The sequence below is a fragment of the Bradyrhizobium sp. SZCCHNS1022 genome, assembly GCF_032484835.1.
Classification (GTDB): domain Bacteria; phylum Pseudomonadota; class Alphaproteobacteria; order Rhizobiales; family Xanthobacteraceae; genus Bradyrhizobium.
The window spans coordinates 610,983-626,863 of record NZ_JAUETT010000002.1 but is presented as its reverse complement, the minus strand read 5'-3'; the positions used below and the strand labels follow the sequence as shown (position 1 = coordinate 626,863).

General features: G+C 58.9%; 15 protein-coding genes. 1 reads left to right on the top strand and 14 read right to left on the bottom strand.

Annotated features, from left to right (window positions below):
* Nucleotides 1-73: 73 nt before the first annotated feature.
* The 11 genes from QX071_RS16495 to QX071_RS16445 form a co-directional block, all read right to left on the bottom strand.
* Nucleotides 74-1,453: a glycosyltransferase family 9 protein gene (locus QX071_RS16495; protein WP_315703702.1), complete on the bottom strand. Its 1,380-nt coding sequence runs from the start codon at nt 1,451-1,453 to the stop codon at nt 74-76.
* A 31-nt stretch (nt 1,454-1,484) separates the two neighbouring features.
* Nucleotides 1,485-2,591, bottom strand: a complete 1,107-nt coding sequence (locus QX071_RS16490; protein ID WP_315730004.1) for a glycosyltransferase family 9 protein — start codon at nt 2,589-2,591, stop codon at nt 1,485-1,487.
* Between the two features lie 218 nt (nt 2,592-2,809).
* Nucleotides 2,810-3,571 (bottom strand): ABC transporter ATP-binding protein, encoded by a 762-nt coding sequence (locus QX071_RS16485; protein ID WP_315703700.1) that lies wholly within the window; start codon nt 3,569-3,571, stop codon nt 2,810-2,812.
* 4 nt (nt 3,572-3,575) lie between these two features.
* On the bottom strand, nt 3,576-4,241 hold the full coding sequence (locus tag QX071_RS16480) for an ABC transporter permease (RefSeq protein WP_409977486.1): 666 nt from the start codon (nt 4,239-4,241) through the stop codon (nt 3,576-3,578).
* A 201-nt stretch (nt 4,242-4,442) separates the two neighbouring features.
* The gene (locus QX071_RS16475) at nt 4,443-5,108 is read right to left on the bottom strand and encodes an SIS domain-containing protein (RefSeq protein ID WP_315703699.1); all 666 of its coding nucleotides are present in this window, start codon (nt 5,106-5,108) and stop codon (nt 4,443-4,445) included.
* Nucleotides 5,109-5,139: 31 nt separating this feature from the next.
* Nucleotides 5,140-6,336, bottom strand: a complete 1,197-nt coding sequence (locus QX071_RS16470; protein WP_315703698.1) for an acyltransferase — start codon at nt 6,334-6,336, stop codon at nt 5,140-5,142.
* Between the two features lie 42 nt (nt 6,337-6,378).
* A complete protein-coding gene (gene rfaD / locus QX071_RS16465; protein ID WP_409977499.1) occupies nt 6,379-7,341 on the bottom strand; it encodes an ADP-glyceromanno-heptose 6-epimerase in 963 nt (320 codons plus the stop codon).
* A gap of 5 nt (nt 7,342-7,346) precedes the next feature.
* Nucleotides 7,347-8,810 (bottom strand): D-glycero-beta-D-manno-heptose-7-phosphate kinase, encoded by a 1,464-nt coding sequence (gene rfaE1 / locus QX071_RS16460; protein ID WP_315703696.1) that lies wholly within the window; start codon nt 8,808-8,810, stop codon nt 7,347-7,349.
* Between the two features lie 155 nt (nt 8,811-8,965).
* Nucleotides 8,966-10,204, bottom strand: a complete 1,239-nt coding sequence (locus tag QX071_RS16455) for a glycosyltransferase (protein WP_315703695.1) — start codon at nt 10,202-10,204, stop codon at nt 8,966-8,968.
* 513 nt (nt 10,205-10,717) lie between these two features.
* Nucleotides 10,718-11,479, bottom strand: coding sequence for an FkbM family methyltransferase (locus tag QX071_RS16450; protein WP_315703694.1), 762 nt, complete (start codon nt 11,477-11,479; stop codon nt 10,718-10,720).
* A gap of 386 nt (nt 11,480-11,865) precedes the next feature.
* Complete coding sequence (locus QX071_RS16445) at nt 11,866-12,096, bottom strand: hypothetical protein (RefSeq protein WP_315703693.1); 231 nt, start codon at nt 12,094-12,096, stop codon at nt 11,866-11,868.
* Between QX071_RS16445 and QX071_RS16440 the strand changes: the two genes are divergently transcribed.
* Entirely contained in the window at nt 12,095-12,550 is a 456-nt protein-coding gene (locus tag QX071_RS16440; RefSeq protein ID WP_315703692.1) for a hypothetical protein, read from the top strand. The two genes, QX071_RS16445 and QX071_RS16440, sit on opposite strands and share 2 nt — an antisense overlap.
* 591 nt (nt 12,551-13,141) lie before the next feature.
* Here the strand turns inward: QX071_RS16440 and QX071_RS16435 are convergent.
* The 3 genes from QX071_RS16435 to QX071_RS16425 all read right to left on the bottom strand — a co-directional run bounded on the left by QX071_RS16435 (nt 13,142) and on the right by QX071_RS16425 (nt 15,788).
* Nucleotides 13,142-13,810 carry a response regulator transcription factor gene (locus QX071_RS16435; RefSeq protein ID WP_315703691.1) on the bottom strand — a complete coding sequence of 223 codons (669 nt, stop codon included), beginning with the start codon at nt 13,808-13,810 and terminating at the stop codon, nt 13,142-13,144.
* A gap of 29 nt (nt 13,811-13,839) precedes the next feature.
* The gene (locus tag QX071_RS16430; protein WP_315703690.1) at nt 13,840-14,904 is read right to left on the bottom strand and encodes a sensor histidine kinase; all 1,065 of its coding nucleotides are present in this window, start codon (nt 14,902-14,904) and stop codon (nt 13,840-13,842) included.
* A 155-nt stretch (nt 14,905-15,059) separates the two neighbouring features.
* Entirely contained in the window at nt 15,060-15,788 is a 729-nt protein-coding gene (locus QX071_RS16425; RefSeq protein WP_315703689.1) for a hypothetical protein, read from the bottom strand.
* Between the last annotated feature and the right edge of the window lie 93 nt (nt 15,789-15,881).

The window sequence follows — 15,881 nt, the reverse complement described above, 5'->3', positions numbered from 1 at the left end:
TGATGAACACCGAGATTAGGTGTTTCATAAAGCCGGAGGTCGGGGATGAAGAGACGGACGTTTAGTCGCGAGTTCAAGGTCGACCGGTCAAGCTGGTCAGGGAGCGCGGGGTATCGGTAGTGCAAGCCGGCCGCGGGGCACCGCTGTTGTCGACGGACCGCGTGCGACCGGCACGATCAGCAGGTTCGCTCTGAATCTGCACCGCGTCCGCGCCGCTCTTGTCGCTCGACGACACATCCTCCAGCGACAGAGTGATGCGATCAACTACGCTTTCGGGCGATCGTCCATACAAGCAAGGCGGTTGTTGATGTCCCAGCGGGCAGATGTCCATCCAGGTCTTGTTGATCCACCAACAATTGCCACACCCAGCGGGCGCGATGTTGATATTCTCGGGGTAGCCAAAATAGTCGATCGGAGTCGGCCCAAACAGCACGGCGGAGGCAGTCCCCACGCTTGCGGCGATGTGCACGAGCCCGCCTTCGTTATCGATGTGCAGAAGCGCCCGCTGCAGAATGGCCACAGCTTCCGGAAGCGTCGTTTTCTCGATCAGGTCGTGGTCTGCTCCAGCAATTGGAACCGAGTTCTTCGAGCCAAGCTGCACGACGGCGATATCCGGAAAGCGGAGTTTGAACAACCGGACCAACTCGTCTCCATGAGGATAGCACTTGGTGGCAGATCGCCCGGTGACGATAAAGCCGGTGTCGAAGCCGTTGTTGATCGTGACAAAACGTGCGGGCAGACCGTGGCGGCTCAAGGCGTCCGGCTCCATCGGCAACGGATAGAGCGCACCGCGATAGGGAATTCTCGCAAGGCTATGAAGGAAGTTATCGCGCCGACGCCCCATGAACACGACTCTGTTGGCAAGATGATGGTCCATGTAGGGATGGCGATCGATGCAAATCTCGAACTCCGCACGCGTTTTCATCAGATGTGCGCATGCCTTTATCAATCGATCGTTGGCGGCCAGCAAGTCCCAACGAGCGACCGAATCGTGGATCCAAACGATCTGGTTCGCCCGCAGGGCCAGGGGATAGTGCGAAAAAAGACGATGAAACAGAAGCTCGTGATAGACCTTGTTCAAGCCTGTCAGCGGAGCGAACGCCCAGCGGCCAATCTCAGGGTTCGGGCAATAGAGGTCAAATCGAAAGTCCTCGACCGCCGCCGCAAGATCGCGCATGAAGCGCGCCACCACGATATAGTCGCCCAGACCGCCTGTAACCAGGACTGCGATGAGCGGCCTCGGAGCAAAGGCGCTCAAATCCGCCGAGATGTGCGGAGCTATCTCGGGTGCTTCCGCTTTCGCTGACGCGCTCGCGCGGAGGCGCCCGTACGCCCGCTTGAGCAACTGCATCGCAAATCTGCCCGTGCGCGGCATGCTTCCGTTCTGCCGGTGAAAAATGCCGATCTGCTGTACTACGCGGACAACCTCTCCGATGAGGCGCGCCCCCGGCATGTACCTCCTCAGCCGCATTGGCATCATGACCTCAACGATCCGTCCCCATTGCCGAGCCGGACCTCGCGTGCATAGCTTTGCGCTCCGGCCCGAATACCCTACCGCCAGCGGGAGGCCGCTCAAGTGCCTCCACAACGTGAGCCACGACGTCTTCCACCGCGTGGGAGCTCATGCATCGAGCTTCTTCGAAGGACCTGACACACTGATCCATCCAGGCCTCACTGATCCACCAGCATCCGCCACAGAAGCGCGGGCGAAGATTGATGTTACTCCTGTAGCCGAAATAGTCGGCATCCGTCGGTCCGAATAGGACAAGCGACTGAACTCCAAAACAAGCGGCGACGTGAACCAGGCCGCTATCTACGTCGATGTGCAGCCGAGAGGCGGAGATGATCGCCGCTGCCTCGGCCAGACTGGTCTTTCCGATCAGGTCAACCTGAGCGCCCGCAATTGCTCTGCTGGTGCGCGGCGATCCGAGCTGAACGAACCTGATTCCTGGGCAGATTTCGGTCAGGCGCGAAACGACGCGATCGAAGCTGCCGTAACATTTTGTGGACGAGTTGCCGCTGACGATGAAGGCCGGATCGAACCCGTTGTGCACCGTTACGAAATTGATTCCACGGAGGCCAAAACGCGTGATGGCATCGGGCTCGGTCCGCAACCTCAACTGATCGCCGCCGTAATCGATGCCCGCCTGTGCATGCAGATAAGTGGCACGCGTCGCGTTGGCGAACACTGCACGCCTGGCGAGATCTCCCCACGTGTAGGGAACTCCTTTCAAGAGCAATTCATTCCGCGTCAACGACGCGGCAATGTTGGCACGGACTTTTCCGAACTTCTCCTCGAACTGCCCGCAACCCACATTTGAAGCAGTCTCCCCCATCACCTGGACCATCTGATCAACCCTGAGCGCATGCGAGAACATATCGACGCTCTTGCCAAACAGACTCGCACTCAAGCACCCCCGAAACCCGGGCACAGCTTCGTATATCCAGGACGATCTCGCTTCGTCATTGCAGGCGATGACGAATTGGAACGCACCGCATGCCGCCCGAAGGTCTCGAACGAACCGCGCCACGACGATGTCGTCCCCGACGCCACCTCCAGCCGTCTGAATTAGCAGCTTCGGCAGCTCCACTGTAAGCCTATTCGTCAGCGCTCGCCGGCTCCCGCGGCGCCTCGCCTTCGCGAAGGCCCACCTTGCGAGCAAGGGCGTTTTACGCAATCCGTATCGCAGCAGGAACCTCGCCGCACGCACGGGACTACCCGACAGTCCGTAAATACCGTTGACGCGCCGCACCAAACGACGGCGCACATCACCAACGAACATTTGCCCATCTCTTGCCGATCCCATTGCTAGCAGCCAACCTTCGCTAGCTGTGAATTGCCCGAATATGCCTCCATGACGGCTTCTGTCGCACCGATCATTCTAACAGCTCCGTTCTCCAGCCAGACGACCTTGTTACAAACACTGCGAATAATGGCTTCGTTGTGCGAGGCGAGAATGAGAAGGTCCGCCTTTCCGAGCAGCTCGGCCATGCGCCTCTGGGCCTTCTCGACAAATGATCGGTCTCCCGTGCCGATCATCTCGTCCATGACAACGACTTCGGGTCGGACCGCGGTTGAGATGGCGAACGCCAGGCGAACAAACATGCCTGCGGAATAGGTACGCACCGGTAGGTGCAAATATTCTCCGAGCTCTGAAAACTCGCCGATGGCCGGGGACAACTCTCTTGCCTCGGCGAACGAAAGACCGAGAAACACGCAGCGAAATATTATGTTCTGCCAGCCGGTCGCCTCCGGCTCCATTCCCAACGTGATATCCGTGAACGACGACACCTTGCCGTTGATCCGGACTTCACCTGACACGGGCGGATAGACTCCCGAGACCACTCGCAAGAACGTCGTCTTCCCAGCTCCGTTGTGGCCAATCACGCCCAGGCGATCGCCATCCGAGAGCTCCAGGGTGACCTGCTGCAATGCCTTGACGACGACCGTATCGTCGTGTGTCGCTAGTCTGCCGCCAAGCCGCGAGAATACAGCGGTTCTGACCGATCTGGTACGCGACGTGAAGACAGGAAAGTCAACGCTCACGTTGTCGAGCCGAACGTTCGCCATCGCTTCAGATCCAAAAGATAATGCGACGCTGAGAGAGCCCTATCAGCGGCAACGCCAGCACAAAGCCGCCGATCGCGAAGACGAGCGCGCCGACCCACTCCGCGGGACCCGGAATATCTCCCATGATCGGATCTCTCACGACCGAGAGGAGATCGGCGAACGGATTGAGAGCCAGAAGGTATTGCGTGTCCGGCGGAAGCTGGCTCGGCTTCCAGAAGATGGGCGTCACGAAGAACGCGATCAACAGCGCGCTTTGAACGACCTGTGTCAGATCGCGAAACCGCACGCATATGATCGCGATCGCGTAGGTCGTCCAGACGAGGCTCAACAGCAGCAGAACAATGCCCGGGATGGCGAGCAGACTGACCATGCCGAATGGCACCGGAAAGGCCACCACCGTCAGGATTGCGATCGGCAGATTGTGGAGAAACACCAGGAAGTGCCGGAACACGAGCGCGTAGATCGCCGTCGAGAAGCTCATTCCCTGGTTGAGGAAGATCGAGCCCGCCGACACAAACGCAGTCGGGGCCTCTCCGATCGCACCTGAGATCAAGGTCCATAGAATCTGCGAGATCGCGATAAATGGCATCAGTTCGCTGATCCGTACTTTCCAGAGCATCGACCACACAACTCCCACCGCGGCCACCAAGACGCCGGTCGAAACCGTCATCCAGAATTGCCCGAGACGCGAGCGCGAGTAACGCCTGCGGATCTCGCCAAGGCCCATCAGATAACTTACGCGCCAATTGGTCAGTCCGGCGCACAAATCCGCGGCTCCAATCAAGCACCAGCGCCACTCTGTGGAAGACCGCGCTATTGCGGATCGTTCAGCAGCACGTGTAGGGACGGGCGAGAAAGTCGGCATGCAAGGTCACCGTGACGCCAGAGGAGCGCGCGAGGGCGCCTCAAGATCAGGCTTCCGCTCGGCCCGCTCGCCGGTCTCAGGCTGCGTTCCCCAGCTTCCGTTCGACATGTCGGTCGCAAGCGAATCCTCTATTCGCTCGCACATATGATGGTAGATGCAGACGTGGAGCTGCTGGACGATGGGGGTCTCCTGTGACGGCATTGCAAGCAGGACGTCGGCCAGGCCCGCAAGTCTGCCGCCGCCGGCGCCCGTCATGGCTATGGTCCCAATGCCTATTTCGCGCGCCATCTCGAAAGCACGCACGACGTTTACAGAATTGCCTGACGTGCTGACGCCAAGAAGCACGCTTCCGGCACTTCCGTAGGCCTCGACCTGCCGCGCGAACACCGTGTCATACGAATAGTCGTTGGCCCAGGCCGTAAGCACCGCGGGATTGGATGCCAAGCAGATGCAGTTGATCGCCCGTCTCTCCCTGAGAAAGCGACCGACGAGTTCGCCGGCGATGTGCATTGCGTCCGCCGCCGATCCGCCGTTGCCGCATACCAGCAGCGCATGACCGCCGCGAAGCGCGGCAGTTATCAATCCGACAGCTCGGCCGACCTCCGACACCACGTCCGAGCTGATGAGGCGATCCATCGCCGCACGTGATGCTTCGAGATGCTGGACAAGCATGTCAGTTCCCTTGATTACGCTATTACGCTGCTCACGCATGCGCGCCGCCTTCTGCAGTGGAGCGACTTTCCGCAGCAATGCGCGTGCTACGTGTCATCCTGGCCCGGTAAGCGCTCGCATACTCGCGCCCCCTTTGACGAAGGGGCATTTCCAGCCAATTATGCGTCATCGCGCCGGCGGCGACCGTGAGTGAATAGGCAAGCGCCAGATAGGCTAGCTTGCCGGGCCACGAATCGTCATAGATATGCAATGCTCGACACAACTCCCGGACTCCCTTGAACACGATCAGGTGTGAGACGTACAGGCTGTATGATCTTTGTCCGGTCCACACGAGGGCCCTGCGCAATCCCGGAGGGCTCGCGATATAGCCCTTGCCGAAAGAGGCTGCCAAGACCAGCAGCGCAGCGATTATCGCCACCAAGCCGAGAAAGAAGCTCTCGCGCCAGAAGTATTGCGCCGTTCCGATCGCAAACAGGCCGCCGAATGTGCAGGCGCATCGCGCAATACCGCCCGAAAGGAAGGTCGGCTCCACGAACCGATAGAACTCGGTGGCGCTCAGTCTCGCAATGAGGATGCCCCATGCGAGTCCGTCCGTTCGGATGAACCAGCCGATGACATCCCCGTTTGCCGGGCGACGCATGGGCAACTGCATTGCGATCAGACCCACCAGGACGCCGACCAGATACTTTCGCGGCAGGACCACGATCAGGGCGGGGAGAATGAGGTAGAACTGCGTCTCGAGCGAGAGGCTCCAATAGTGCGGATACAAAGCTCCGCATTGCCCCTGCCACGCATTGCAAGCGAACCGATGGAAATTCTCAAAATTGAGCAACGAGGCGATCAGGTCACTGATATTCTCATGCCTTGAGCCGATCTCCCGTGGATCGTCAATGACGATGAGAACGATGCCCGCAGCGAGCCAAAACCATCCGGCGGGTGCCAGCCGCCAAAAACGGCGGATCCAGAACATGACCGTCTCCCGCACGGCATCGCGCGCGGGCATGCCATAGCCGACGGTCGAATCGAGCGACCGATAGATGACGAAGCCAGATATCACAAAGAACAGGTCGACACCGGTCCAGCCGCTCCAATGGCTCCTGATCTGCTCGATGTTCGGCAGACCCACAATCGACGTGATATGCTCATACAAAACAGCAAGGACGCTATATGCGCGGAGAAGCTCGATATCCGCGTTCAACTGTTTTGCTGGTGCTTCCACGCTCAACATTGCTATTCCACATGTCAATCTCTGATATGGCGCATCCGAGGCTCAGATAAGTGCGCCGATATACTCCGAGACCCCCCTCTCAAGCGACGTAAGCGACAGCGTGGGTCCGCTCGCGGCCAACTTGGTCATGTCCGCTTCCGTGAAATATTGATACCGCTCGCGAATGGCGGGGGGCATATCGACGTAGCGAATTCGCGGTTCGCGTCCTACCGCTAGACCGACCGCCAGCGCCAGGTCTCGAAATGACCGCGCCCGCCCCGTTCCGACGTTGAACAATCCAGATATCTCGGGATGCTGCAGCAGCCACACGACGATCCTGACGCAATCCTTGACATAGATGAAATCTCGCAATTGGCCGCCGTCCTGATATCGCGGGTCGTGCGACTTGAACAACTCGATCTCCTCGCCAGCCGCGATCTTCGGATAGATCTTATGTACGACTGACCGCATGTCTCCCTTGTGTGCCTCGTTCGGACCGTACACGTTGAAGAACTTCAGCCCGGCCCACTGCGGCGGCCGGAGCCTGCCCGCCTGCGCGTCGGCAACGAACCGCCGATCAATCACATGCTTGCTCCAGCCATATGCATTCAGCGGAACGAGCCGGCTCAGAGCCTCCGGAGATTCGTCGTCAGAGAAGCCTGCAGCTCCATCGCCATAAGTCGCCGCAGAAGACGCGTAAATTAGCGGTACGCCGTACTGGCCAGCAAAATGCCAGAGCCTCAACGACAGCCGGATATTGTTTCGCACGATCTTGTCCACGTCGGACTCGGTGGTGGAGCTTACGGCACCCATGTGCACGATCGCGGCAACGTCTCGTGCGTGATCTCTCATCCAGTAATCGAGCGCTTCCGGAAGAATCAGGTCGTATAGCCGTCCCTTCACGAGATTCCTCCACTTCTCGCCGCTGCGGAGCCGATCGCAGATCACGACGTCGGCCCCTTGCCCAGCCAGTGCCATCGCAATGTTCGAGCCGATGAAGCCGCAACCGCCGGTTACCAGGTACAAGGACTTCATCGGACGACCGCGACGTTCGCACCAATTGCGCTGCGCTGAACCAGACGGGTTGTTGATTGCAGAGGGACGAGCCAGGCACGCACCACCGTGCCACCCCACGACTTGACCATATCGCCCCCCACGATCTCGTGCTCAGGATAATCCGCACCTTTGACGAGCACGTCGGGCTTCAGCATATTTATCAGCTTGGCCGGGGTGTCTTCTCGGAACACAACGACAAGATCGACCTGCCTCATAGAAGCCATTACGGCTGCACGGGCGGCCTCACTCTGCAACGGACGGGACGGACCCTTCAGCCGGCGGACCGACTCGTCACTATTCAATGCGACGACCAGCCGGTCGCAGTTCGCCCTCGCCTGCTGAACCAGCGAAACATGCCCTGGATGGATAAGATCGAAACAGCCATTGGTGAATCCACACGTAAGCCCCTCGTCCCGCCATCTCTCCCGCTGCTCAAGCGCCGCCTCGATATCGACAATGCGACTGTCGCTTCGCCCGAGCGAGACATCCAACGCGCGATCAAGTTCACTCAGTGCAACCGCAGCAGTACCCCTCTTGCCCACCGCGACGCCGGCTGCCACGTTGGCTCGCTTCATCGCGTCAACCACATCGAGGCCCACGGCCAGCGAAACCGCGAGGACGGCCGAGACAGTATCACCGGCGCCAGAGACATCGAACACCTCTTGCGCGGCAGACCGCTGGTGAACCGGCCGTTGACCGGCGCGATAGAGTGACATGCCTTCTTCGGATCGTGTAACGAGTATCATCGCGCCTGTCGATGCAGCCGCCCCATCGGCGGCATGCTCAATTTCCTGATCAGATTCACAGGCCAGCCCAGTTGCAGCTCTTAGTTCATGACGGTTCGGCTTGATGATGGTCGCACCAGCATAGGCCTCCAGGCGGGCCCGTTTCGGGTCGACCAAGACAGTTTTTCCGCTAGCTTTCGTCCGATCGATGACATGCCGCAAGAGCCGATCGGTCAACATGCCCTTTGCATAATCGGAAATGACGACCACGTCGCATCGCGCGATAGTCGCTTCATACGCCTCGATGAGCTTGTTCTCGACGTCGGCGTCGATCGGCGCGCTGCTCTCTCGATCAATACGCACGACTTGTTGGTCGGCACCGAGCACCCGGGTCTTGGTTGTCGTTGGCCGTGTATCATCGACGATGAAATTCGGTGAGATTCCCCCTCCAGCCTTCCGTATGGCAATATCGAGCTCACTGGCTTCGAGATCACGGCCCACAACGCCGATCAAGATCGCCTCGCCTTCCAGCGCCGCAATGTTTGCGGCCACGTTTCCAGCGCATCCAGGCGAGGATCGGAGTTTTAGCTCCCGTACGATCGGGATTGGCGCCTCGGGCGATATCCGGGTCACTTCGCCATAGACATACCGATCGATGGCAACATCCCCGATGACCATCACCCTCGGTACGACCGCCGTTTGTCCGATTGACATTCAGTAGACTCCAGCCATCAATTCAAGAGCCCAGCATGGCGATACGCCGGCACACCAACGCAGGACCAATGTGGAAATTCGGGCAGCTCAACGCGATAACGGTTGAATTTCTCTCTATCGAGTTGATGCCAAAGAGGACCGCTCGGAGACATCGGCTAATGCGGCGGCAGCGAACCGATCGTCATTTTCTCTGGGATACGAGTGCTGTCACGATCATCGCTCCTCCCGAGCGGCACTCGCGCGTACAGCATTTCGAGCTGTGACGCGAATAGCCCTTCATATTTCAGCTGCGTTATCGCTGTCGTACTGGTTTGAAGGACACGCTCGCGAGCACGGCTCCCGAGCGTTCCAAAGCGATGCGGGGCGTTGATCAGGCTTAGGATTGCCTCTTTGAGAGCCGTCTCAGAACCAACGGGCACAGTGTAACCTTCCACGCCGTTCCGTACGAAGTCCTCGCAGCCGGGAACTGCCGTCACGATGGACGCGCGGCCGCATGCGGCCGCCTCCAGGAGCGCTCGCGGCAGACCTTCGCCTCCCCGGCTTGAGAAGATGGCTGCGTGCGAGTTCTCCCAGATCGAGGCGATCTTGTCGCTGAACCCATGGTAATGAATACCGGCAACTCCGCTCAAAGTCTCTGGAGCGAGCGGACGCGGGTTGGCGTAATCCGGCACGCCGTAGATGTGCAGCTCGACTGGATATCCCTCCCGGGCCAATGCCGATACCGCTCCGACGGCGAGATCGACTCCCTTGGACCAGATCAGCCGGGAGACTGTTGCGAACCGAAACGGAGGCGCCCCAGGCAGCTCGCACGCTCGAAATTCGCTCGGATCGACACCGGCGCCCATCAGAATGGATACCTGATGGCCACGACGTGCAATTCCGGTGGATATGGGATCCGACCGGTTCTCGAATACGAAGTGCGTACGCTGACGCGACGTATAGCCCAAGGCACGGAAGACGACCTGTCGCATCAGTCTTGCGCGCAGCCCCCCCGAAATGCCGATGAATCCAATGCCCGTGATCACGAAGATGAACCTGTACGATCGCAACAGCGTCTCGGTGAGAGCAATGACGAGGCACACTCGCAACGAATATGCGACGACGACCGAGGGCCCAATTTTTCTCAATACTGCAGCGAACCACAGAGCTTCCCTGATCATGGACAACAGCGAATTGTCGCCACGACTTGTCGGGCTTGCTATGATTTTGATACCGTCCGCTTGAGAGGCTCGGCCTCTCAGTTGGCTGGGGATGATCGCATAAACTTGCGCGTTCGCGGCCTTCGCCGCCCTGATGGCAGGCGAAAAATGCCTGAACAGGAACTCCGAATCGCTTGCGACGAAACAGATGGTCTTCGTCAGTCCAGCTTCAGTCTTGAGTTCGACGTCCACCACGCGAGATACCTCCAACGCGCGCCCGGTCTCAACCACCTCCGAAAAGGCGGATGACGCCAAAGATGCCGGCGAGAACAAAGGGCCTCACCGCCATGGAGATCGTCGGACTGACTGATCTCCGCGCTCCCTGATTATTCGGTAGAAAATCACAGGTTGCGCGCCGCGCATTGACAGTGCCGGAACAACAATTGGACGAAGGCGCACGTTCCGAACGTCAGGAATGAGTTCTGCCAGCCGGAAGTGCTCGCCGGACCTGAGATCGCGAAAGAGGTGAGTCGGTCCAACACGCAACGCAGGCGCATGCACCTCCATTTGACGGGAGACACTAGGTTAATGCAGCTACTCTCTTTGCCTCGCTCGATGCTGCGCGTCCGAGGATACGGAAACTCACGAACTCTGAATTCGAAACTGCGCACGCACGCCTTTCGCGCTCGCAACCATGGAGACCCATGGTGCGACGACGCGTCTAAACTCTGGTTTAGGCAACTAAAATGTCGTACCCCATGGTCAGGTTTACGGACCGACGCCGGAACTGAGCTGCTGATCGATAAAGATGCCGTTTTCGCCCATTTGAATAATCTTCCTGAACCCACGAGCGTCCAATAGACCTGAAATCCGGTCTTCGTCTCGCCCTGCCGAGCTATATGTCTCGACGCAGATGACGCGCGGGCGCGTTACGAAGCTTGCCGCATGCAAGATATCGTGGTCGAGACCCTCGGCATCCAGGCTGAGCAGGTCGGGACAACGGCCATTGCAATAGGCATCTACAATCTGGTCGAGTGTCATGACTTTGACCAGGATTTGGTCCGTGATGCGGAATCTCGAATCGCTCGCGACGAATTCTTCGGCAGCCTGTCTGGAGAATGTATTTCGACCCGACTGAGCGTCAATCCGGTAAAACGTCATTGTCGAGGCGCTTCCACCGACGCCCGCATTCACGTTAACATCCTCAGGACGCTCTCTGAAGAATGCAGGCATCAAGTCGGGATTTGCGTCCACGTTGACGCCGCGAGAACCGCGTTTATGGAGCAAAGCAGTATTGCTGCAGTCGATGGGATGATGCGCACCGATGTCCAAATAGGTCGGCCTGCCAATGCCCAACTGCTCGAAAAGCGCAACGAGCACGAGATCCTCGCCATGTTGCGAGTAGGTCAGGTGGCCGTACCTCTGATCGGGATGCCCCCGAAACTCCTCTCGGTTGCAGGGCTCTCGTTGGCTGATTGCGTCAATCTTGGATTCGATGTGAATGAGCCGGTCCCGCAGTTCGGAGATCATTTACTGTTTCCTCCATCTCGATGACCGAGCTTCACGCCTGACGCCGATGAAATCCGCTCTATATGAGATCGCGCACGTCATCAAGAGATGGCCCGCAGCAAGAGGAGCTGTGTGGGCGCGGGAGCAGCGAAGCACGCTGCAGTCTTGCTCCCTAACCACAGCTCAACAGGCGCATCAAGGTGACATCTTGATGACTCCTACCCGCCTTCAGCTTCCACAACGCCTCGGTGCGACTTGGTTTATTGATCGTGGGGTCAGCAGATCTCGCGTCCTTCGTCGTCCTAGCATGGACCAGGATCGATCGGCCGGGTCCGGTGCGGGACTACGACACTTGAAGCGACTCCGCGCACAAGGCTGATGATGGGAAGTAACCGGCAGCTTCGCCACTAGAGATAATGTCGCAGACCGAAGATATCGCGGAACTTCCGCCACCGATCGGCGTTAGCGACCTTGGGGATCGCGATCTGATCGCGAACCGTCTCGGTGCCGTTCACGGATTTGCCTGGCTCATGATCCAAGGCAATCGTCACGTCACTTTTCGGGGTGAATGCGACGGCAATGTTGAAGGCAAAGGTGATGCTTCTCGGAGACATGGGTGTCGGGAAGACGTCAATCATGTACCGCCTTGTCTATGATCGGTTTTCAGGAGATTACCGAACGATGTTCGGGGTCGAGATATTGACCCATGATGTGGCGTTGGACATAGATAATTGTCGCAAGATCATGCGATTCGCGCTTTGGGATACCGACGGGGATTTCAGCACGCAGATCTTCGACAGCGTGTACTTGGTTGGCGCCATGTCAGCTATCATCGTCTCGGATGCAACACGGCCGCAGACGATCACCCGCATGATCGAGCTTGCGACAGCCTTCGACACGAAATTTCCGGGCAAACCGTTCAAGGCGGTGATCAACAAGGCTGACCTGCTTCAACCCAGTCGACAGATGTATGGCCTTGCCGATCTGCAGAATGTCAGCTTTGTCAGTGCAAAGACCGGCTGGGGTCTCGCCGAGACCGCCGCGGATCTCGCGGGCGAGCTTTACCGCAAATCACTCTCGTCAACGCCATAGACCTATCGAGGCTGCCCGGCGATTGCCTCTCCGAGATGCCCATCCCCCGGTAACGTTGTCGCGCTCTATTGCGCTGGACCTGGCGAGCGAGTTGAACCGCCAAATGCATGACCCGAAGGCGCTCATCTCATTGGGCGCTCATCTCATTGGGCGGTCGACGACAACTCGCGTGCGTCTGCGTCGATTGATTGACCCATTCCGGAGTGGCTAATGCAGATGTCGACGCGTCAGCCCGCGCATGGGCGAAGGGTAACGGGCCATGAGTGCGAAGCAAGACGGATATCAGGAGACCTCTTTGCGAGCTCTGCTCACGGATGTCCCGGTCGGCGAAGACAATGCCCAATCCTCGCGCGAGATCTGGTTGAAGCACGACTGCTGGACTCAGCCGTCCGTTCGCCGCATGTTGAAATATCTGGCGTGTCGCGGCGCGGTTTCGATCAAAACGGAGACGCATTCCGCAACAGGCTGGCGTTATATGTTCTGGCGAGAGACACCTCACTTCGAGTGAGCCAAAATTGACCCTGGCCTTCAGAGCAGGCCGAACCTCTGGTCGAGTGGTTCGTCCGTCCTTCCGGTCGACGGATATGTCGCCTAGGGAGCCATCAATCTGGCAATGAGACCTGCACGATTCTTGACTTGGCACTTGCTGAGGATGACGCTGACGTAGTTCTTGACCGTTCCCTCGGCAAGGTTGAGACTCAGGCCTATCTCGGCGTTACTCTTACCCTCGACAATTAGATTGAGAATCTCATTTTCACGATCTGTGAGTTCTTCTCGCGTTGAGAGACCGCGTCGAACGCTGGACCGCAGGCGCTTGAACTCCTCTAAAATCCGCGTCGCGATAACCGGCGAGAGCTGCGCTTGACCGGCAAGAACAGCTCTAATAGTCCTCGCGATTTCGTGTATCGGGCTTTCCTTGAGCAGATAGGCGCTTGCCCCGGCGCTGATGGACTCGAAGATCAGATCGTCCAAGGCAAACGTGGTCAGGACGATGACCTTCGTGCCCGGAAGCTCCTGAACGATTTTGCGAATGGCATCGATCCCCGGGGAGCGCGGCATTTCCAGATCCATAAGGACAACGTCCGGGCGATAGTCGCGGGCGAGCTGAACCGCACGCTGTCCGTCCGCCGCCCGATCGACGATCTCGAACCGGGAGTCGTGCTGCGCCAGGAGGATGCCGAGACCATCCCGGAAAATCGGTTGATCGTCGGCAATGAGGATTCTCACGTTGGTCGCTTCCGCTGGATCTATCTCGAACACGGACTGTCCTCGGTCATAGCGCACCAATGCTACCGCAAGGGAATCGTCGGTGTCGGACCTGGAGACCGCTTTATCGGCAGGGACAACCGCACTGATGTGCCCTCGCCCGGCCCGCTATCGATCGAGCAGACGCCACCCGCCAATATCGCGATCTCTTTCATGCCAATCAACCCGTAGTGAAAAGCTGGTAGCGATGTAGCGTCGAAACCGCGACCATCGTCTCGTATCTCGATTTCGAGCATGCCCGAACTTCGGTCGCGGGTCGCTCTTATCCAGACCCGCCCCGCAGCGGAGTGACGTTCGATATTTCTCAGAGCCTCGGTGACGATTCTGTCTATGGTGCTCCCGTGACGGGCGACGTCGTCGCGCAGAGCCCGATCGACGTCAACCTCTATTTCGACCTCGATCCGCCTCGCAAATTCTGCAACGATCAACTCCAGACCGAGCACCTCGTCCGCATCCTTCGTCAGCCGCAGGCCGTCGATTGCCCGGCGCGCCCGCGCGAGGCCCGAAGCTGCCGCTTCCTCGGCAGCCGCCAGGCTGTCGGCCAGCGCGCTTGGGTCTGTCTCAAGAAAGTGACGACTCAACCGGATCTGCATCAGAAGCCCGACGATCGAATGCACCAACGTATCATGCAGGTCCCGGGCCAGCCGCATGCGTTCGCGCGCCAACGAAGCAATCCGCACCTCGATGCTCGCTGCCTCGAGTTGCTGCTCGGCCAGTCGCCGAGCGCGCCGCTCGCTGCCGAGCAGCAACTCCACCTGCCGCGCGGAAAAATCCGGCATCGCGATCAAGAGATAGTGAAGCTTGTCCTCGATCCAGATGATCACAACCGTAACTGGCTCGCTGAGGCCGAGCGAAAGCCCGCGGAGGCCCGGCAGAGCAATGTTACGCCTGCGTCCCTGCGCCAGTGATGCAAGCTCCGCCTCCATTCCCGCGAGCGGCATACTGTTGCAGCAATCTGCACCAAGCGCGGGCAACCACTCTAGAAGCGGTCCAAACTTGCGACTGACAGCCCTATCCGCCTCGATGACTGCGATGCTGATTACGTCGGTTTCGGCTGCGCCGCGCAATTCGGAGTTGAAGTCGATCATTGCGCCTTTCTCATGCAAGCCAAGATCGAATAGGCCGGCGCGCCCTTCGATTGAGCCGCAGGTCGCGCCAGTTCCAGTTCGCTCGCCCGTCACCGGACGAACGGATCTCTGTCGCTTAGTTGTATAACTCGTAATATTCGCCTGTGCTGTCAATCCTAACTTTGGCAAAATCCAGTGGAGCAGATCACCGTCCCTCCACCCGACCGCGAGCGGGCCTGCCGCTGGTCTGAAGATGTGAAAGCGTCGATCGGCACGCGGACAAAACCACTAGGTACCCGGTATCCCACCGGCCGGCGTACGCGGTCCAACCCAGGCGAACACCAGGGGCTTCCTAGACCAAGTGTCAGTCCGGACAAGATCGCGAAGAGGATCACAGCGACCATGACGGCCATCTGCCACGATCGGAGAGGTGCGTCCGTCGTTGGGCTCGCGCGCTCCAGCCGCGTCTCATCGTGTACGGGCGGCATAAAGGTATAGCTGAACACGGGTTGATATCGGCCGACGGGCAACTCGACGCGCACAGGATCGTGTCGCCCGGGACCGAGATAGTATGTGTGCAGGAGCGCTCGGAGGCGCTTCGCCTGAACCCGGACGACGGAGTTTATCTGAGGATCAAAATCGGTGCTTCGTCCCAGCGCCATCGTCGCAATCGTATAGCTCTTCAGGCGCTCGGCCCGACCATCCAGCGCTTCGACAACCACATATTTGAGAAACTGGGACGCGGCTTTGCTCTTCCGAAACTCGCCGTTGTCCAGCAAGCGCGACAATTGCATCTCGATCTCTTGCCTGTCCGGCCCATTCCAAGTGGTCGCGGCAGGGACCTTCCTATGACCTCCCGCCAACTCTTGCCGCGCGTCAATCTCCAACTGACCTTCGAGCATCATCGCTTCGAACTCCACAACCGACGCACCCGATGACCCAAGACGCTCGTTTTGACGGTCGCGGGTATTGGGCACCTCGGGCTAGAGGCTCGGTAC

Excerpts from the sequence above, each read along its gene's own strand:
- QX071_RS16430 (WP_315703690.1), bottom strand. The coding sequence starts at position 14,904 with ATGATCGACTTCAACTCCGAATTGCGCGGCGCAGCCGAAACCGACGTA.
- QX071_RS16475 (WP_315703699.1), bottom strand. The coding sequence starts at position 5,108 with ATGCTTGTCCAGCATCTCGAAGCATCACGTGCGGCGATGGATCGCCTC.
- QX071_RS16495 (WP_315703702.1), bottom strand. The coding sequence starts at position 1,453 with ATGCCGGGGGCGCGCCTCATCGGAGAGGTTGTCCGCGTAGTACAGCAG.
- QX071_RS16425 (WP_315703689.1), bottom strand. The coding sequence starts at position 15,788 with ATGATGCTCGAAGGTCAGTTGGAGATTGACGCGCGGCAAGAGTTGGCG.
- QX071_RS16480 (WP_409977486.1), bottom strand. The coding sequence starts at position 4,241 with ATGACGGTTTCGACCGGCGTCTTGGTGGCCGCGGTGGGAGTTGTGTGG.
- QX071_RS16445 (WP_315703693.1), bottom strand. The coding sequence starts at position 12,096 with ATGATTGACGTCTTCCCGACACCCATGTCTCCGAGAAGCATCACCTTT.
- QX071_RS16440 (WP_315703692.1), top strand. The coding sequence starts at position 12,095 with ATGTACCGCCTTGTCTATGATCGGTTTTCAGGAGATTACCGAACGATG.
- QX071_RS16485 (WP_315703700.1), bottom strand. The coding sequence starts at position 3,571 with ATGGCGAACGTTCGGCTCGACAACGTGAGCGTTGACTTTCCTGTCTTC.
- QX071_RS16470 (WP_315703698.1), bottom strand. The coding sequence starts at position 6,336 with ATGTTGAGCGTGGAAGCACCAGCAAAACAGTTGAACGCGGATATCGAG.
- QX071_RS16450 (WP_315703694.1), bottom strand. The coding sequence starts at position 11,479 with ATGATCTCCGAACTGCGGGACCGGCTCATTCACATCGAATCCAAGATT.
- rfaE1 (WP_315703696.1), bottom strand. The coding sequence starts at position 8,810 with ATGTCAATCGGACAAACGGCGGTCGTACCGAGGGTGATGGTCATCGGG.